The sequence below is a fragment of the Streptomyces sp. NPDC058274 genome (assembly GCF_042881375.1).
Classification (GTDB): domain Bacteria; phylum Actinomycetota; class Actinomycetes; order Streptomycetales; family Streptomycetaceae; genus Streptomyces.
Window position 1 is genome coordinate 478,845 of the sequence record NZ_JBHVXW010000004.1, and the last position, 18,454, is coordinate 497,298.

The window sequence follows — 18,454 nt, forward strand, 5'->3', positions numbered from 1 at the left end:
CTCGGGGTGCCCTACGAGAGTAGGCGGTCCTGAGGTCTGAGCCGGGTGACTCAGCGCACCTCGATGAAGTCGGCGGCGTCCCGCGGGGGCCGCGCCTTCGGCTCCTCGGCCGCGTGCCCGACGGCGACGGCGCCCATGGGGTCCCACCCGTCGGGCAGCCCCAGCACCTCGCGTACGACATCCCGGCAGAACATCGTCGACGACACCCACGCCGAGCCGAGCCGCTCACCGGCGAGCGCCACCAGGAAGTTCTGCACCCCGGCGCCGGCGGCGACCACGAACATCTCCCGCTCGGCCGCGTCCCGGCGCGGGTCCCCGTACGTGTGGGAGCCGTCCGTCACCAGGCAGGGCACCGCCAGGTAGGGCGCCGCGCGCAGCACATCGCCGCGCCTCACGCGCTTGGCGATCGACTCCTGCGACTTCCCGTCCCGGCGCAGATCCGCGATCCACGCGTCCCGCATGGCGTCGAGCAGCCGGGTCCTGGACTCCTCGGACTCCAGGAGCACGAACCGCCAGGGGGTGGTGTGGTGCGGCGCCGGGGCGGTCACCGCAGCGGCCACCGCACGCCGGACCGCACCCGGGTCGACCGGCTCGTCGGTGAAGGCCCGCACCGTGCGCCGCTGGGTCACCGCCTCGCGCACGGCCTCCGACGTACCGAGCCGGAACATGTCGTCGCGCGCGCCGCGCACCATCGCCCGCGCTCCTTCCCCGCCGTCCTCGGCCACCACATGCGCCAGCCCGCGCACGACGGCGACGGGCAGCCCGGCGGCCTTGCCCTTCACCAGGTCGCCCGCGGCGGCGAGCTCGTCGGCCGTGGCGACGACGGTGGCGCTGAGCGGATTGCCGTACGCGTCCGTGCCCCCGCGCAGATCGTCGAGCACCTGTACGCCCGCGGCCCCGATGGCGACATCGGTGAGCCCGGTCCGCCACGGCCGCCCGAAGGTGTCGGTGACGACCACGCCGACGTCGGCACCCAGCACGTCCCGCAACCCGTCCCGCAGGGCGCGCGCGGACGCGTCGGGGTCCTCGGGCAGCAGCAGTACGGTCCCGGCCGGTGTGTTGGAGGCGTCGACGCCGGCGGCGGCCATCACGAGCCCCTGCCGGTTCTCGACGATGCGCAGGGCGCCGCGCCGTGCCACCACGCGTACGGTCTCGGCGTCGATGGCCGCCTCACGGTCGGCCGCCTCGATCACCCGGCCCTCCGCCTTGGAGACGATCTTCGAGGTGACGAGGAGCACGTCCCCGTCGGCCAGATCCGGTTCGGCCGCGGCGATGAGCTTGGCGAGGTCGTCGCCGGGCTGCACCTCCGGGAGACCGGTCAGGGCCCACACCCGGTAGCCCGGGGCCGCCCCCGCGCGCGTGGACAGGTCGTCGCTCAAACGCCCCGCACCTCCTCCGCCAGCGTCAGCGCCTCACGCGCCATCTGCGCCGTGGCTTCGAGACCGGACATCATCAGTGGTACGGCCCGGCAGCGGATGCCCGCCGACTCCACCCGCTCGACCACGGAGGCGTCCACCGTGTCGACGAGCCAGCCGTCCAGGAGCCCCGAGCCGTAGTGCTCGGCGACCGCCGCCGCGTTCGACTCGACGCCCACCGCGGCCAGCACCTTGTCGGCCATCCCGCGCACGGGCGCGTCCCCGACGATGGGGGAGAGGCCGACCACCGGGACGCCCGCGTCGGCGATCGCCTCCCGGATGCCGGGCACCGCGAGGATCGTGCCGACGGACACCACGGGGTTGGACGGCGGGAAGAGCACGACATCCGCCTCGGCGATGGCTTCGAGGACTCCCGGCGCGGGCTTGGCCTGCTCGGCTCCGACCGGCACCACGGCCTGCGCCTCGACGGAGGCCCGCAGCCGCACCCAGTACTCCTGGAAGTGGATCGCCTTGCGCTCGCCGTCGATCTCGACGGCGACATGCGTCTCGATGCGGTCGTCGGACATGGGGATCAGCCGGACGCCCGGCTTCCACCGGTCGCACAGCGCCTCGGTGACGGCGCTGAGCGGATAGCCGGCCCCGAGCATCTGCGTCCGCACGATGTGGGTGGCGAAGTCGCGGTCGCCGAGCCCGAACCACTCGGGCCCGACCCCGTACGCCGCCAGCTCCTCCTTGAGGTGGAAGGTCTCCTCGGCCCGCCCCCAGCCCTGCTCCTCGTTGATACCGCCGCCGAGCGTGTACATCACCGTGTCGAGGTCCGGGCAGACCTTCAGCCCGAAGAGGTGGATGTCGTCCCCGGTGTTGCCGATGACCGTGATGTCCGCGTCCGGCACGGCCTGCTGAAGACCGCGCAGGAACCGGGCACCACCGATGCCGCCTGCCAGAACCACAATGCGCATGGGGTTCAGTCTTGCAGGCGGCTACGACAACGTGTCAGCCGGTTACGAGACCTCGGCGACCGCGCACCGGGCGGCGTGCATGGGCATCTCGGTGAGCCCGGGGTAGTACACGTGCAGGCTGGCGGCCGGTTCGAGCGCGTCGTTGACGACCTCGTGGACGTATCCCGGCGCGAAGACCCGCTGTGCTCCGGCGCGCAACGCGCGCGTGCCGCGCTCGGTGCGCTCGGTCAGCGCGCCGTCCAGCACCGTCAGTACGCCGGAGGAGCGGCCGTGGTCGTGCAGTCCGCTGCCCTGCCCGGGCACCCAGGAGAGCAGCCACACCTCGTAACCCGGCCCGGTCTGCAGCCGGTGGTACCAGCGCGAGGTCGCGTCGTACTGGACGAGGTGCTCCCACTGGGAGCGGTCGGCGGCGATGGAGCGGGCGAGACCGACGAACTCGGCCACCGTGGTGGGATGTTCGCGCGGCGGCTGGAGCAGGTGCGGGACTTCGAGGATGTCCCCGGCGATCTGGAGGTCGCTGTCGCTGTTCATGGGTGCGGTGGTTCCTCGGCGGGAGAGTGCTGGGGTGTCGCAGACGGGTTCCGACCGGATCACGGGCGGGAGGGGCCGCCCTGGTGCGGGCGGGATGTCGCCTCGGTGGGGCGAGGCAGCCGGAGCGCGGTACGGCTCAACAGCTGGGACAGCAACAGCAACAGCGAGCCCGGGCAGCGCCGTGTGACCCGGCGGTGCGGGTCGAGGCGGGCGCCAAGTTCGCGAGCATGCCCACAAGCACATCGGTTCACACCTCGACTGTCAACTTCACGTCCGCCATGTGGGAGATGTTTCACCTCATCCGGTTCAACTCGCAGGCGAAAGGTTTGTTCAGGAGGCTCCCCGGACACATGGCGCACAACCGGGCGCGCAAACCTCGCCGCGATCCCGTGATCCATATGTGATCCGGTTCGCTTCGTCGTACGTGTCGGAACGAGATCGAACTCCTGGGCGTCTCTCCCTTCGAGGGATCGGGCGCCCCGCCTGGGTCCTGCGGCTGTCTGGGTTTATGCCGATTTGAACACTTTCCGCATAGCCTTGGTTCCGCAGAGTGAATAAGGGGCCCAATAGCAGATCTCGGCTTGACTGGCCCGGATCGGCACACTTGTAATTTCACTCGTGTCGTTCAGCCGAAATCGGTAACGGCAGCATCACGGGGACGCGAAAGACAGACGAGGGGCGCACATGACCGAGCTGGTGCAGCAACTGCTGGTCGACGACGCGGACGAGGAACTCGGCTGGCAGGAGCGCGCGCTGTGCGCCCAGACCGACCCCGAGTCCTTCTTTCCCGAGAAGGGCGGCTCCACCCGCGAGGCCAAGAAGGTCTGCCTCGCCTGTGAGGTCCGCTCCGAGTGCCTTGAATACGCGCTCGCCAATGACGAGCGGTTCGGCATCTGGGGCGGTCTGTCCGAAAGGGAGCGCCGACGTCTGAAGAAGGCCGCCGTCTGACCGGACGGCGCCGTTCCTGAGTGCCGACGGCTCCGGGTACCGATCCGTTCCGAGACGTCAGACCGGCCCGTCGCGTGTGGGTTGTCCACAGGCGGCGGGCCGCTGTGCTGCTCAGCCGTTAGTGTGGGCCCTCGTCCGAGACGTCCCGCTGTCCCCGCCGGACACAGACGTCCACCGCAGTCCATCGAACCGGGGCCTGTACCTCGATGTCCGTGCACAGCCATCCGGCAGCCCAACACGACGCTGCCACTCCTGAGTTCCCGCGCCACGTGGTGACCGCGGTGCTCGTCTCCCACGACGGCGCCCGCTGGCTGCCCGAGGCGCTCGCCGGCCTGCTCGGCCAGGAGCGCCCCGTACAGAACGCGATGGCGGCCGACACCGGCAGCGCGGACGACTCCGCCCAGCTCCTCACCGACGCGCTCGGCGCCGAGCGAGTGCTGCACCTCGCCCGCCGGACCGGCTTCGGCCAGGCCGTGGAAGAGGCCTCCCGCAACGCGGGCGTGCTCACCCCGGACGACCTGCCGTATCTGAAGCGCCCCAGCGGGTGGGACCCCGTCACCCGCACCTGGCGCGACGACGCCTACGACCTGCCGGAGTTCCCGCACGGCGAGCCCGAGCAGTGGCTCTGGCTGCTGCACGACGACAGCGCCCCCGACCCCGACGCCCTGGCCCAGCTGCTGCGCGTCGTGGAGAACGAACAGGAGCTCGGCAGGGAAGTCGCCGTCGTCGGCCCCAAGCTCCGCGGCTGGTACGACCGCCGGCAGCTCCTGGAAGTAGGCGTCACCATCGCCAACTCCGGGCGCCGCTGGACCGGCCTGGACCGCCGCGAGCAGGACCAGGGCCAGCACGACCACGTCCACCCCGTGCTGTCCGTGTCCACCGCCGGCATGCTGATCCGGCGCGATGTCTTCGAGGAGCTCGGCGGTTTCGACCGGCGGCTGCCCCTGATGCGTGACGACGTGGACCTGTGCTGGCGCGCCCAGGCCGCCGGACACCGCGTCCTCGTCGCCCCCGAGGCGGTCGTCCGGCACGCCGAGGCCGCCTCCCGCGAGCGCCGCACCGTCGACTGCGTGGGCCGCACCTCCGCCTCCCCGCACAAGGTCGACAAAGCGGGCGCCGCCTACACCCTCCTCGTCAACGCGCGTACGGCACAGCTGCCCTGGATCCTGATCCGGCTCGTGCTCGGCACCCTGGTGCGCACGGTCGCGTATCTGGTCGGCAAGGTCCCCGGACAGGCCGTCGACGAGATCCGCGGCCTCCTGGGGACCCTGCTGAGGCCCGAACGGATCATCGCGGGCCGGCGCAGGCGCGGCCGTCCGCAGGTCGACAAGGGGGAGCTGCGCGCGCTGTTCCCGCCGCCCGGAGCCACTGTCCGGGCCACCGTCGAACAGGCCGCGGGCAGTCTCGTCGGCCGCTCCGACCCCGAGGTCACCGCCGGCGCCGGACGGCACGGCGGCGCGGTCGAGTCCGGACCCGGCGGCGACGACGCCGACTTCCTGGAGGTCGAACAGTTCGCCCGGCTCAAGCGCGTCGCCCGCAAGCCCGGCCCGGTGCTCTTCGTGGTCCTGCTGTTCGTCTCGCTCATCGCCTGCCGCGCGCTGCTCGGCGGTGGCGCGCTGGCCGGCGGCGCGCTGCTGCCCGCGCCCGCCGACTCCTCCGAGCTCTGGTCGCGGTATCTGGACGGCTGGCATCCGGTGGGCGCAGGCGGTACGCAGTCCGCGCCGCCGTATCTCGCACTCGTCGCCATGCTGTCGAGCCTCTTGTTCGGCTCCACCGGGCTCGCGGTCACCGTGCTCCTCGTCTGCTCCGTGCCGCTGGCCGGCTTCGCGGCGTACTTCGCTTCGCGGCCCCTCGCCGAGTCGCGACTGCTGCGCGCCTGGGCCTCCGTCGCGTACGCCTTCCTGCCCGCCGCCACCGGCGCTCTCGCCGGCGGCCGGATCGGCACCGCGGTCCTCGCGATCCTGCTCCCGCTCATCGCGCGCGCGGGCGTCGCGGCCAGCGGCCTCGCGCACTCCTCGGGTGCGCGCGGCAGTTGGCGTGCCACCTGGGCGTACGCACTCCTGCTGACCTTCACGACCGCCTTCACGCCGATCGTGTGGCCGCTCGCGCTGGTCCTCGGAATCGCCCTCCTCGCCGTGCGCCGCGGCGAGATCACCGCCTACGGCCCCCGCTTCCTGGCCCAGCTCGGCACGCCGCTGCTGATCCTCGCCCCCTGGTCGCTGACGCTCCTTCCGTTCGGCTTCTTCAGGGAAGCCGGCCTCGAGTACGGCGACAGCGCGGCCTCCTCGCTCGATCTGCTCGGCGCCAGCCCGGGCGGTCCCGGCACGGTCAGCGGGCTGATGCTCATCGGCATCGTGCTGGCCGCGCTGGCCGCCCTGCTGCGCGGCGAGCGGCAGCGGGCGGTGTGGGGCGCCTGGGCCGTCGCCCTGGTCGCCCTCGTCTTCGCCGCGCTGTCGAACAGCTCCGCCTGGGCCGGTCCCGCCACCCTCGTCTACGGCCTCGCCCTGCTGGCCGCGGCCGCGGTCGGTGCCGACGGGGCACGCGCGCGTGTGGCCGAGCAGAGCTTCGGCTGGCGTCAGCCGGTGGCCGCGCTCATCGCGTTCAGCGCGGCCGCCGGTCCGCTGCTCGTCGCCGCGGGCTGGATGATCGGCGGCGCCGACGGACCCGTGGAGCGGCGCGACCCGGTGCAGGTGCCGGCGTTCGTCGCCGAGGAGAGCGGCACCCGCGACCAGGCCCGCACCCTCGTCCTCGACAGCGACACCACGGCCCGCGTGGGCTACACCCTCGTCCGCGGCTCCGGCGCCCGGCTCGGCGACGCCGAACTCGCCGCGGCGGGCGGCGAGAACCAGAAGCTCGACAAGGTCGTCGCCAACCTCGTGGCCGGCTCCGGCGCCGACCAGGCCGACCAGCTCGGCGGCTTCGCCGTGCGCTACGTCCTGGTCCGCAAGGGCGCGCCCCGCGAAGTCAGCCGGGTCCTGGACGCCACGCCGGGCCTGAGCCGGCTCAGCCAGGCGGACGGCAGCGCCCTGTGGCGCGTGGACCGGCAGGTCTCCCGGGCCGCCATCGTCACCAAGTCCGGTGAGCCCCAGGCCGTCGCCGCCGGACCCGTCGAACTGCACACGACCGTCCCCGCGGGCGCCGCGGGCCGCGTGCTGCGCATCGCCGACTCGGCCGACGAGGGCTGGACGGCCACCCTGGACGGGCAGCCGCTCACCCGCACCACGGTCGACGGCTGGGCGCAGGGCTTCGAACTGCCCGCGGCCGGCGGAAAGCTGGACGTCGCCTTCGACGACCCGGTCGGGCACACCGCCTGGCTGTGGGTGCAGGGCCCCCTCGCCGTCGTCCTCGTGGTGCTCGCCCTGCCGGGCCGGCGCCGCGATGTCGACGACGACCTCCCCGAGGAACCGGTCGTGCCCGCGCAGGAGGTCACCGGCGAGGGCCGGCGCGCGCGCCGGCTGCGCGCCCAGGCCGAGGCCGAGCTCACCGACCCGGACGACCCCGCCTTCCCGCCTCCCGCCGAGGAGGTCCCGGCCGCCGCCGTCCCGCAGCAGCAGGCGTACGGCGAATGGGACACGGCGAGTTACGCGGGCGCCGAGTACGGCACCTACGGGGGCGAGCAGTACCAGAACACCCAGCAGTACCCGGCGGGCACGTACGAGCAGCCGTACCAGGCGGACCCCTACCAGGGCGGCCAGTACGACCCCTACGCGTACGGGGGCACGACGCCGTACGACCAGACGTACCACCAGGGTTACGAGATGCCGTACGACCCGGAGCAGCCCCCCGTGCCGCCGCAGCCGCCCCATGGCACCGACAGTGAGCGCCCCGACGGGAGCCAGCAGTGAACCGCACGACCCTGTCCCTGATCGCCGGCACCGCCGCGCTCGCCGCCGTCACCGGATTCGCCGCGCTCACCGCGCCCGACGCCTCCGGCGGCGACACGGCGAAAGCGGCCGCTCAACTGCCCGTGGAGCGCACCAGCCTGCTCTGCCCGCAGCCCAGCACCTCCGACCTCGCGGAGACGGCGTACACGTCCTTCACGCCCGTCTCGAAGGGCACCGACAGCAGCGGTACGGCCCAACTCCAGTCGGCGACGGGGAAGTCGGCGGACGGCGCCAAGAGCGGCACGGGCAAGAAGAAGGCCGACAAGCCGGTCCTGACGCCCAAGGAGCCCGGCAAGCCGGTCACCGGCGCGACTTCGGGTGCCGACGCGCCCGCGCTCGTCGGCACCGCGGAGGGCAGGTTCGCCCCCGGCTGGACCGTCCAGGAGACCACCGAGGTCGCCGCGGGCACCGGCCGCGGGCTGCTCGGCGCCAACTGCACCGCTCCGGACACGGAGTTCTGGTTCCCGGGCGCCAGCACCTCCGACGACCGTACGGACTATGCGCACTTGACCAACCCCGACGACTCGGCAGCCGTCGTCGACATCGAGCTGTACGGCAAGGACGGCGCCCTCAAGTCCACGGTGGGGGAGGGCATCACGGTCCAGCCGCACTCCAGCGAGGCGATCCTGCTGTCCACGCTCAGCGACGAGTCGCAGACCAACCTGACCGTGCACGTGAGTGTCCGCAGCGGGCGGGTGGCCGCCGCGGTGCAGGCCCTCGACGACAAGCTCGGCGGCGACTGGCTGCAGGCCGCCACCGACCCGGCGGCCGGACTCGTCCTGCCGGGCATCCCCAAGGACGCCACGTCGGTGCGTCTGGTCGCCTTCGCGCCCGGAGACAGCGACGCCGACCTGAAGGTGCGCCTCGCCTCACCGTCCGGGCCGATCACCCCGGCCGGGAACGAGACGCTGCACGTCAAGGCCGGCATGACCGCCGCCGTCGACCTCGGCGACGTCACCCGCGGGGAGGCCGGCTCCCTGGTGCTCACGCCCACCGACACCCCGGTGCCGGTCGTGGCCGCGCTGCGGGTGGTGCGCGGCAAGGGCGACAAGCAGGAGACGGCGTTCATCCCGGCCACCGCCGCGATCGGCACGCGCGCGACGGTCGCCGACAACCGCTCCAAGGGCAGCACGCTCGCCCTGACCGCCCCGGGCCGTACCGCCGAGGTCAAGGTCACGGCATCGGCGGGCAGCGAGGGCGGTACGGCGGTGACGAAGACGTACACGATCAAGGGCGGTACGACACAGAACGTGGCCGCGCCCGTCCCCGCCGGCCTCAAGGGCACGTACGCGCTGACGGTGGAGCCGGTCTCCGGAGGCTCCGTCTACGCCTCGCGGACGCTGGCCGAGACGATCGAGGGCGTGCCCGCCTTCACGGTGCAGACCCTTCCGGACGACCGCGGGACGGTGGCGGTGCCGAGGGCCGAGCAGGATCTGTCGGTGCTGCAGAAGTAGCGATCGCGTCGGGTGGGTCGGCGCGCGTGACCCACCCGGCCTCGGCGGGGTGAAGACGGCCCCACGGGTGACTGGGACGGCCTCACAGGTGACCAGGCGGACGGCCCGTCGCGGGGAGCGGCTCGTGCCGCCGTACCCGCGATCCTCGGTCCTCGCCGTGCCCGCGCCCCTCGCCGTACCCGCGATCCTCGGTCCTCGCCGTACCCGCGATCCTCTGTCCTCGCCGTGCCGGCGCCCCTCGCCCTACCCGCGACCCTCAGTCCTCGCCGTACCGAGGGTCCACCGTCTCCGGGGTCAGCCCGAGGATCTCCGCCACCTGTTCCACGACGACCTCGTGCACCAGGGCCGCGCGCTCGTCGCGGTTCTTGGTGCGGATCTCGACCGGGCGCCGGTAGACGACCACGCGCGCGGGGCGGTCCTCGTGCGCCGGGATCGTGCCCCCCAGGGGGACCGCCTCGTCGTTCCAGGTCTCGCCGGGGGCGTCGATGCGGGGCACCTCCAGGACCAGGAAGTCGATCTCGGAGAGCTGCGGCCAGCGCCGCTCCAGACGCTCCACGGAGTCCTGCACCAGGTCGGCGAAGACCTCGGCGCGGCTCGCGGCCAGCGGGACCTGAGGGGGCGCGACGGGGCCGCGCATGCCCCTGCCGTGGCGGTCGCGGCGGCGGGGCCCGGGTGCTGCGGCGCGGGGCGGTACGGGGTTGTCCATCACTGACGAAGCGTAGTCCCCGCGGGGACTACGCGCCCGGCCCCCACGCTGCCGCCCGGGGACGGCGGGGGAGCGGCCACCGGGAGGTACTCACGGTGCCGCGCCGGGAAGCGCCCCTGGTGCCGTGCCGGGAGGTCCGTCGCCGCTGTGTTCTCCGCCGTGGGGGGACATCGCCCGTGCACCGCACCTCATGTCGCTCGATGACCATTCCGGCCAAGGTTGGGCTCGTTTCCGTAGCCCTCCAAGACCGTTGATCTCATGGCAATTGACGGGGTTTGCGCCGAGTGGTGATCGAATTCAGGTCCGTTCAAGATCGGGTCGGTGGGCGTACTCCCAGCTCAGCGGCGCCTGTTCGGATGTGCGCGTGAGCGGTCTCACAGCACGACACGGTGGAGTGACCCGGGGGAGAGTCGTCGCGGCCCGCTCAAGAGTGCGGTACCGTCCAACGTCGTGAGCCCTGTACGTCGCTGTTCGCGAACCGCTTGCGGCCGTCCCGCCGTCGCGACGCTGACGTACGTCTACGCCGACTCGACCGCGGTCCTCGGCCCGCTCGCCACCTACGCCGAACCCCACTGCTACGACCTGTGCGCCGAGCACTCCGCGCGCCTCACCGCCCCTCGTGGCTGGGAGGTCGTCCGGCTCTCCGACGGCTCGGCTCCCTCGCGCCCCAGCGGCGACGACCTCGAAGCGCTCGCCAACGCGGTCCGCGAGGCGGCCCGCCCGCAGCAGCGCACGGCGGAGGCCGGCGGCGCCAACCCGCGTACGGCGGACCCCATGGAGGTCGCGCGCCGCGGTCATCTGCGGGTACTGCGCTCCCCGGACAACTGACGTCCCTGAGCTGTCGTCTCGGGCAACTGACGCCCCCGAGCTGTCATCTCGGGCAACTGGGCCCCTTCCGTCCGCACCCCGCACCCCGCACCCCGCGTGCCGATTGCGATCACCCCTGCACAGCCATTGACGTGACCCTGTCGTGGACCCGACCATTCCGTCGCCCGTGAGAAATCGCTTTCCGCTGTGCGGAATCCGGGGAGGCGCCCGTGTACGTCCAGGAACTGGAACCCGTCGCCGGCTCGCTCGGCCTGTCCGCGCTCGTCGCGACCCTGCCCCTCGTCATCGTCCTCGTCCTGCTGGGCGGCATCCGGATGAAGGCGCATCTCGCCGGGCTCATCGGCCTGCTGGCGGCGGCTCTGGTCGCCTGGCTCGCCTACGGCATGCCGGTCGGCCAGACGCTCTCCAGTGCGGCTCAGGGAGCCGTCTTCGGCCTGTTCCCGATCCTGTGGATCGTCGTCAACGCCCTCTGGGTGTACCGGATGACGGTCCGGACCCGGCACTTCGACATCCTGCGTCGCTCGTTCGGGCAGTTGTCCGACGACCCGCGCATCCAGGCGCTCGTGATCGCCTTCTGCTTCGGCGCGCTCCTGGAGGCCCTCGCGGGCTTCGGTGCGCCCGTGGCGATCTGCTCGGTCATGCTCGTGGCGCTCGGCTTCGACCCGGTGCGCGCCGCGGTCGTCGCGCTGGTCGCCAACACCGCGCCGGTCGCCTTCGGCGCCATGGGCACTCCCGTGGTCACGCTGGCCCAAGTGACCGGTCTGTCCCTGGATTCCGTCGCCTCCGTAGTGGGCCGGCAGACCCCGCTGCTCGCTCTCGCCGTCCCCCTGGTGCTCGTCTTCCTGGTCGACGGGCGGCGCGGACTGCGCGAGACCTGGGTGCCCGCCCTGGTGTGCGGAATCGCCTTCGCCGCCGCCCAGTTCGCCGCGTCCAACTACGTCTCCGCGCAACTCGCGGACATCGGCGCCTCCTTGGCGGGCGCGGCCGCCCTGGTCGCCGTACCGCAGGCGCGCAGGCCCGCCGCCGAGCCCGTACGGGTCGCGGTCCTGACCGGCGTACGCAGCGAGGACCTGGACGAGGACGACCCGCGCCCCGAAGTCGTCCGCGCCTACGCCCCGTACGTCCTGATCATCGTGATCTTCTCGGTCGCGCAGATCCCGGTGGTCAAAGACTGGCTCGCCAAGGCGACCCGGGTCTTCGACTGGCCGTTCCTGAACGTCGTCGGCCCGGACGGGAAGCCGGTCGGCGGGAACGTCTTCACCTGGCCGATCGTGTCGACGGGCGGCACGCTCGTGCTGCTGGCGGGGCTGCTGACGGCGGCCGTTCTCGGGGTGCACGCGCGCGTGGCGGTCAAGGAGTGGGCCGCCACCGTGTACGAGTTGAGGTTCGCCATCCTCACCGTGACGTCCGTGCTGGCGCTCGCCTACGTCATGAACCTGTCCGGACAGGCGGCCACGATCGGTCACTTCGTGGCGGCGGCCGGCGCGGGACTCGCCTTCCTGTCACCGGTCCTGGGGTGGTTCGGGGTCGCCGTCTCCGGCTCCGACACCTCGGCCAACGCGCTCTTCGGTGCCCTCCAGGTCAGCGCGGCACGGGAATCCGGACTCTCGCCCGAACTGCTCGCCGCCGCCAACAGCTCCGGCGGTGTCCTCGGGAAGATGATCTCGCCGCAGAACCTGACGATCGCGTGCGCGGCGGTCGGACTCGCGGGGCGCGAGGGCGACCTGCTGCGCAAGGTGCTGCCCTGGAGCATCGGGCTGCTGCTGGTCATGTGTCTGATCGTGATGGCGCAGAGCTCACCGGTCCTGGACTGGATGCTGCCGTGAGCCGGGGAGCAGGGGAGCCCGTGAGTGGGTGAGGTGGGCCGTGAGCCCGGAGGCGCGCGGTTCCGGTCACGTGGGTCCGGTTCTGAGGGCGTGTCGTCCTGAACCTCAGGTCAAACGGTGTGTGCCCGCTCAGCTCCTTCACAGCCGATTGTCGGTTCGTGCGGGTAGTTTGGGTTCACTGCCGAGAACTCCAGGAGGGTTGGCCGTGGCTGCTGATCTGTCACAGCTCGTGAAGGCGTACGACGTCCGGGGGGTGGTCCCGGACCAGTGGGACGAGACGCTGGCCGAGCTGTTCGGGGCGGCCTTCGCCCAGGTGACCGATGCCGACGCGATCGTGATCGGTCACGACATGCGGCCCTCGTCCCCGGGCCTGTCGCGTGCCTTCGCGCGCGGGGCGGCGGCGCGCGGTGTCGACGTCACCGAGATCGGCCTCTGCTCGACCGACCAGCTGTACTACGCGTCGGGCGCGTTCGACCTGCCGGGCGCCATGTTCACGGCGTCCCACAACCCCGCCCAGTACAACGGCATCAAGATGTGCCGGGCGGGCGCCTCACCCGTCGGTCAGGACACGGGCCTCTCCGAGATCCGCGAACTCGTCGAGTCCTGGGTCGACTCGGGCGCCCCGAAGTCGGACGCCACACCGGGCACGATCACCCAGCGTGACACGTTGGAGGACTACGCGGCGTACCTCCGCGGTCTCGTCGACCTGACCTCCATCCGCCCCCTGAAGGTCGTCGTCGACGCGGGCAACGGAATGGGCGGGCACACCGTGCCGACCGTCTTCGCCGGCCTGCCCCTCGAGCTCGTCCCGATGTACTTCGAGCTGGACGGCACGTTCCCGAACCACGAGGCCAACCCGCTCGACGCGAAGAACATCGTCGACCTCCAGAAGCGCGTCCGCCAGGAGAGCGCCGACCTCGGCATCGCCTTCGACGGCGACGCGGACCGCTGCTTCGTCGTCGACGAGCACGGCGACCCCGTCTCCCCGTCCGCGATCACCGCCCTGGTCGCCGCCCGCGAACTCGCCAAGCACGGCGGCGGCACGGTGATCCACAACCTCATCACCTCCTGGTCGGTGCCGGAGGTCGTCCGGGAGAACGGCGGCAAGCCGGTCCGCACGCGCGTGGGCCACTCCTTCATCAAGGAGCAGATGGCCAAGACCGGCGCCATCTTCGGCGGCGAGCACTCGGCGCACTACTACTTCCGCGACTTCTGGAACGCGGACACGGGCATGCTCGCCGCGCTGCACGTCCTCGCCGCGCTCGGCGGCCAGGACGGCCCGCTCTCCGGACTCGTCGCCCAGTACGACCGCTACGCGGGCTCCGGCGAGATCAACTCCACGGTCGACGACCAGACGGCCCGTCTCGCTGCCATCAAGACCGCGTACGAGGGCCGCGAGGGCGTCACCCTGGACGAGCTCGACGGACTGACCGTCACCGCCGCCGACTGGTGGTTCAACGTCCGCCCGTCCAACACGGAGCCCCTGCTGCGCCTGAACGCGGAGGCGCGGGACGAGGCGACGGTGGCGAAGGTACGGGACGAGGTGCTGGAGATCATCAGGGGCTGAGGCGTCGTACGCCGCCGTGGGCGCCGGTCCGCGAGCGCCGGGCCCTTGGGTGCCGGCCCACCTGCGGGCACCGGGCCTGCTCCTCGGCCTGACGCCCTGACGCCCTGACGCCCTGACGCCCTGACGCCCTGACGCCCTGACGGGCAGACGGCCACACGTGCAGGTGGTCGCCCGGCGCCCCGGGCGACCGTCCTGCCGGCCGGGGCACCCCCGGGCCCACGGCGGTACCCTGACCAGGCCGCATCCACCTGTTCGGAAGGACACCCCATGCCGCTCGAAGCCGGCCTCCTGGAGATCCTCGCCTGCCCGGCCTGCCACGCCCCGCTCAAGGAGCAGGAGAGCGAGCTGGTCTGCACCGGTCAGGACTGCGGCCTCGCCTACCCTGTCCGGGACGGCATCCCCGTACTCCTCGTCGACGAGGCCCGCCGCCCCGCGTAACGACGAGGACCGGAGGCTGCCGCCCATGCTCGACGAATCGCTCCTCGACACCCCTGACGCACTGTCCGAGGCGGACCGCCGGGGCCTGCTCCGCGGCGCCGCCGAGGCCGGCGCCCGGGTCCGCACCGCCGTCCGGCTCGCCGCCGAAGCCGGCGTCAACGAGCTGAAGCCCGACGGCCGTCCGCGCGCCGTCCTGATCGCGGGACCCGGCATCGCGTCCGCGGGCGTGGCCGACCTGCTCGGCACCCTCGCCGGCGCCGGCTGCCCCGTGACCCGGCTGCACCCCACCGGCGTGGCCCCCGCCGCAGGCGCCCTGCGCTGGGAACTGCCCGGCTGGGCGGGCCCGGTGGACCTCGTCCTCGTCGCCACCCCCGACGGCACCGAACCAGGCCTCGGACTCCTGGTCGAACAGGCCTACCGCCGCGGCAGCAGCGTCGTCGCCGTGGCCCCCGCAGGCACCCCGATCGCCGAGGCCGTCGACGGCGCGCACGGCCTGTTCGTGCCGATGGCCACGGCCCCGTACGAGGCGGACCAGCCCGCCGCCGCGTCCGCCCCCGGCGTCCTGTGGGCGCTGCTCACCCCGCTGCTCGCGATCCTCGACCGCGCAGGTCTGCTCTCCGCGCCGCCCGACGGCCTGCAGAAGGTCGCCGACCGCCTCGACCAGGTCGCCGAACGCTGCGGGCCCGCCATCGCGACGTACAGCAACCCCGCCAAGACGCTGGCCTCGGAACTCGCCGAGGCGCTTCCGGTGATCTGGACCGAGGGAGCCTCCGCCGGCCCCGCCGGGCGCCGCTTCGTCGCAGCGCTCGCCGAGCTCGCCGGCCGTCCCGCGCTCGCCGCCGAGCTCCCCGAGGCGCTCTCCTCGCACAGTGTCCTGCTCTCCGGCGCGCTCGCCGCCGGTGCCGACCCCGAGGACTTCTTCCGCGACCGCGTCGAGGAACAGCAGGTCCTGCACGCGCGCGTGGTGCTGCTCCGCGACCGTCCCATCGGCGGCCTCACCGCCGCCCCGGCCGCCCGCGAGCTGGCCCTCAGCCACGACACCGCGATCAGCGAGCTCGAACCGGAGGAGGGCCCCGAACTGGAGACCCTCGCCGAACTGATCGCCATCACCGATTTCGCCGCTGTTTACCTCGCGCTCGCTTCGGGGGCCTGATCTTGACCACGCCGGACGGCTCGGCCGACACGGCCCGGACACGACGGCGACAAGGCCCGGACAGCCATGACCCGGGCCGGACGGCGACCGAGCCGGACAGCCATGACCCGGGCCGGGCGGCCACCGAGCCGGACAGCCGAGCCCCGGACAGCCGAGCCCCCGGCCCCCGCCCGCGCCTGACGACCAGCGCCCGCTGAGCAGCGTACGTACGGAGAGAACACTCGATGGACCGCCTCGACAACACCGTCCGCCCCTACGCCTGGGGCTCGATCACCGCCATCCCGCGACTGCTCGGCGTGGAGCCGACCGGTGAGCCACAGGCCGAGATGTGGATGGGCGCCCACCCGGGAGCTCCCTCGGGCACCGCGCGCGGCCCGCTCAACCAGGTGATCGACCAGGCCCCCGAGCGGGAGCTCGGCCCGGCGGCCGTCGCCAAGTTCGGCCCCCGGCTGCCGTTCCTGCTGAAGATCCTCGCCGCGGTCGCGCCGCTCTCCCTCCAGGTCCACCCCGACCTCGCGCAGGCGAAGGAGGGTTACGAGGAGGAGGAGCGCCGCGGCATCCCGATCGACGCGGGCCACCGCAACTACAAGGACGCCAACCACAAGCCCGAACTCATCTGCGCGCTCACGGAGTTCGACGGCCTCTGCGGCTTCCGGTCGCCCGGTGCCGCCGCCGACCTGCTGGCGGGCCTGGACGTCGACTCCCTCAAGCCGTACGTCGACCTGCTGCACGCGCATCCCGAAGAGGCCGCCCTGCGCGAGGTGCTGACGGCGGTCCTCACCGCCGACCGCGAGGAGATGGCCCACACGGTCACCGAGACCGCGGCCGCCTGCGCCCGCCTCGGCGGCGCCTACACGCCGTACGCCGGCATCGCCCACCACTACCCGGGCGACCCCGGCGTCATCGCGGCGATGCTCCTCAACCACGTCCAACTCCAGCCCGGCGAAGCCCTGTTCCTCGGCGCGGGAGTCCCGCACGCCTACCTGAGCGGCCTCGGCGTCGAGATCATGGCCAACAGCGACAACGTCCTGCGCTGCGGCCTGACCCCCAAGCACGTCGACGTACCCGAACTCCTGCGCATCGTCCGCTTCGAGGCGAGCGACCCCGGAGTGCTGCGGCCGGAGGCGTCCCCGGACGGCGAGGAGGTCTACGAGACCCCCATCGACGAGTTCCGCCTCTCCCGGTACGCCCTCCCGGCGGGTGCGGCTCCGCGGGACCTCACCCGTGCCACCCCGCAGATCCTGTTGTGCACGGCCGGGACCGTCCAGGCAGGCGAATTCACGCTGTCCCCGGGCGAGTCCGTGTTCGTACCGGCGGCGGAACATGCCGAAGTGTCCGGGCCTGGCACGATCTTCCGGGCCACCGTGGTGGTCTGACCGGGGCCGGCGCGACGGGCTGCCGCGCCGATGTCGGACCGGGCTGCAAGAATGGCCCATCGCAAAGGACGGGCAAAGGCCCGGTGACTGACAGAGGGCGAAGGGACACCCCGGACACATGAGCGCGTCAGGCGGCACCAAGGCGATCGTGGCGGCACTCGGCGCCAACCTCGCGATCGCGGCAGCGAAGTTCGTGGCGTTCCTCTTCAGCGGTTCGTCATCGATGCTCGCCGAGTCCGTGCACTCGCTCGCCGACTCCGGTAACCAGGCCCTGCTCCTGGTCGGCGGCAAGAAGGCCCAGCGGGAGGCGACCCCGCAACACCCGTTCGGCTACGGCCGCGAGCGCTACATCTACGCCTTCCTCGTCTCCATCGTCCTCTTCTCGGTCGGCGGCATGTTCGCCGTCTACGAGGGCTACGAGAAGATCCGCCACCCCCACGAGCTGGACAACTGGTACTGGCCCGTGGGCGTCCTGGTGTTCGCGATCATCGCCGAGGGCTTCTCGTTCCGTACGGCCATCAAGGAGTCCAACCCGCTGCGTGGCGACCACTCCTGGAAGGAGTTCATCCGCCGCGCCAAGGCCCCCGAGCTGCCGGTCGTCCTCCTGGAGGACTTCGGCGCGCTGGTCGGTCTGGTCCTCGCGCTCGGCGGTGTCGGCCTGGCCCTGCTCACCGACGACGGCGTCTGGGACGGCATCGGCACCCTCTGCATCGGCATCCTGCTCATCCTGATCGCGCTCGTACTCGCCGCCGAGACCAAGTCCCTGCTGCTCGGCGAGTCCGCCGGCGTCGACGAGGTCAAGAAGATCGAGACCGCCCTCGTCGACGGCAACACCGTCACCGGCATCATCCACATGCGCACGCTGCACCTCGGCCCGGAGGAGCTCCTGGTCGCCGCGAAGATCGCCGTCCAGCACGACGACACGGCTGCCGAGGTCGCCTCGGCGATCAACGCCGCCGAGTCCCGCATCCGCGAAGCGGTCCCGATCGCCCGCGTCATCTACCTGGAGCCGGACATCTACAGCGAGGCAGAGGCGGCCAAGGGTCCCGACCTGGAGGCGACGCCCGGGGGACCCGCACAGACGGGCCACTGACCTTCGCCGCCTGCGCCGGGGCTTCACCCCTGGGCGGGCCACGGCGGGCCACGGCGGGCCACGGCGGCGGAGGCGCTGCCCGCCTCCGCCGCCGTACCACCGGTGCCGCGATGCGGAAGCCGGGCCCGGTGTATGCGGAAGCCGAGCCCGGTGCGTGCCAGGACGAGCCCGAGCAGGGCGGCGGCCGCGCGGACGCCGGCTGTCCTCGGCGGACGCACGGCGACGGGCCCCGCGCCTTGTCGGCCGCGGGGCCCGTCGCCCCACGCCATCCCGCGACTGGATGGAGCGCCGTACGGCGTGGGGCGCCGCCCGGTC

The 18,454-nt window shown here is 72.7% G+C and carries 15 protein-coding genes; 10 read left to right on the forward strand and 5 right to left on the reverse strand.

The window, feature by feature from the left end; all coding sequences use genetic code 11:
- Positions 1–50 precede the first annotated feature (50 nt).
- Genes ACFVYF_RS11980 through ACFVYF_RS11990 form a run of 3 tightly spaced genes read right to left on the reverse strand, consistent with a single transcriptional unit; the run spans position 51 to position 2,866 of the window.
- The gene (locus ACFVYF_RS11980) at positions 51–1,379 is read right to left on the reverse strand and encodes a coenzyme F420-0:L-glutamate ligase (RefSeq protein ID WP_389454660.1); all 1,329 of its coding nucleotides are present in this window, start codon (positions 1,377–1,379) and stop codon (positions 51–53) included.
- Positions 1,376–2,335 (reverse strand): 2-phospho-L-lactate transferase, encoded by a 960-nt coding sequence (gene cofD / locus ACFVYF_RS11985; protein WP_389454663.1) that lies wholly within the window; start codon positions 2,333–2,335, stop codon positions 1,376–1,378. The genes ACFVYF_RS11980 and cofD overlap by 4 nt, the downstream gene beginning before the upstream one ends.
- A 42-nt stretch (positions 2,336–2,377) precedes the next feature.
- Positions 2,378–2,866: a cysteine dioxygenase gene (locus ACFVYF_RS11990; RefSeq protein WP_389454666.1), complete on the reverse strand. Its 489-nt coding sequence runs from the start codon at positions 2,864–2,866 to the stop codon at positions 2,378–2,380.
- Positions 2,867–3,550: 684 nt separating this feature from the next.
- Between ACFVYF_RS11990 and ACFVYF_RS11995 the strand changes: the two genes are divergently transcribed.
- From ACFVYF_RS11995 to ACFVYF_RS12005, 3 genes are all read left to right on the forward strand, one after another.
- On the forward strand, positions 3,551–3,814 hold the full coding sequence (locus tag ACFVYF_RS11995) for a WhiB family transcriptional regulator (protein WP_003975777.1): 264 nt from the start codon (positions 3,551–3,553) through the stop codon (positions 3,812–3,814).
- 206 nt (positions 3,815–4,020) lie between these two features.
- Positions 4,021–7,659 carry a glycosyltransferase gene (locus ACFVYF_RS12000; RefSeq protein WP_389454669.1) on the forward strand — a complete coding sequence of 1,213 codons (3,639 nt, stop codon included), beginning with the start codon at positions 4,021–4,023 and terminating at the stop codon, positions 7,657–7,659.
- Positions 7,656–9,152, forward strand: a complete 1,497-nt coding sequence (locus tag ACFVYF_RS12005) for a DUF5719 family protein (RefSeq protein ID WP_389454672.1) — start codon at positions 7,656–7,658, stop codon at positions 9,150–9,152. Before ACFVYF_RS12000 ends, ACFVYF_RS12005 begins: the two co-directional genes overlap by 4 nt.
- Positions 9,153–9,408: 256 nt before the next feature.
- Here ACFVYF_RS12005 and ACFVYF_RS12010 read toward each other — a convergent pair whose 3' ends face one another.
- Positions 9,409–9,858: a metallopeptidase family protein gene (locus ACFVYF_RS12010; protein ID WP_383278352.1), complete on the reverse strand. Its 450-nt coding sequence runs from the start codon at positions 9,856–9,858 to the stop codon at positions 9,409–9,411.
- A gap of 450 nt (positions 9,859–10,308) precedes the next feature.
- Here ACFVYF_RS12010 and ACFVYF_RS12015 point away from each other — a divergent pair, with 450 nt between their 5' ends.
- From ACFVYF_RS12015 to ACFVYF_RS12045, 7 genes are all read left to right on the forward strand, one after another.
- Positions 10,309–10,686: a DUF3499 domain-containing protein gene (locus tag ACFVYF_RS12015; RefSeq protein ID WP_383278232.1), complete on the forward strand. Its 378-nt coding sequence runs from the start codon at positions 10,309–10,311 to the stop codon at positions 10,684–10,686.
- A gap of 209 nt (positions 10,687–10,895) precedes the next feature.
- Positions 10,896–12,512, forward strand: coding sequence for an L-lactate permease (locus ACFVYF_RS12020; RefSeq protein WP_389454676.1), 1,617 nt, complete (start codon positions 10,896–10,898; stop codon positions 12,510–12,512).
- A 205-nt stretch (positions 12,513–12,717) separates the two neighbouring features.
- A complete protein-coding gene (locus ACFVYF_RS12025; RefSeq protein ID WP_389454679.1) occupies positions 12,718–14,079 on the forward strand; it encodes a phosphomannomutase/phosphoglucomutase in 1,362 nt (453 codons plus the stop codon).
- 267 nt (positions 14,080–14,346) lie between these two features.
- Positions 14,347–14,517 carry a Trm112 family protein gene (locus ACFVYF_RS12030; RefSeq protein ID WP_266699539.1) on the forward strand — a complete coding sequence of 57 codons (171 nt, stop codon included), beginning with the start codon at positions 14,347–14,349 and terminating at the stop codon, positions 14,515–14,517.
- A 25-nt stretch (positions 14,518–14,542) separates the two neighbouring features.
- Complete coding sequence (locus tag ACFVYF_RS12035) at positions 14,543–15,670, forward strand: SIS domain-containing protein (protein ID WP_389454682.1); 1,128 nt, start codon at positions 14,543–14,545, stop codon at positions 15,668–15,670.
- 224 nt (positions 15,671–15,894) lie between these two features.
- Entirely contained in the window at positions 15,895–17,046 is a 1,152-nt protein-coding gene (manA, locus tag ACFVYF_RS12040; RefSeq protein WP_389454686.1) for a mannose-6-phosphate isomerase, class I, read from the forward strand.
- Between the two features lie 118 nt (positions 17,047–17,164).
- Complete coding sequence (locus ACFVYF_RS12045; RefSeq protein WP_389454689.1) at positions 17,165–18,139, forward strand: cation diffusion facilitator family transporter; 975 nt, start codon at positions 17,165–17,167, stop codon at positions 18,137–18,139.
- 23 nt (positions 18,140–18,162) lie between these two features.
- Here the strand turns inward: ACFVYF_RS12045 and ACFVYF_RS12050 are convergent.
- Positions 18,163–18,454: hypothetical protein (locus ACFVYF_RS12050; protein WP_389454692.1), on the reverse strand; the 292-nt coding region annotated here is incomplete at its 5' end.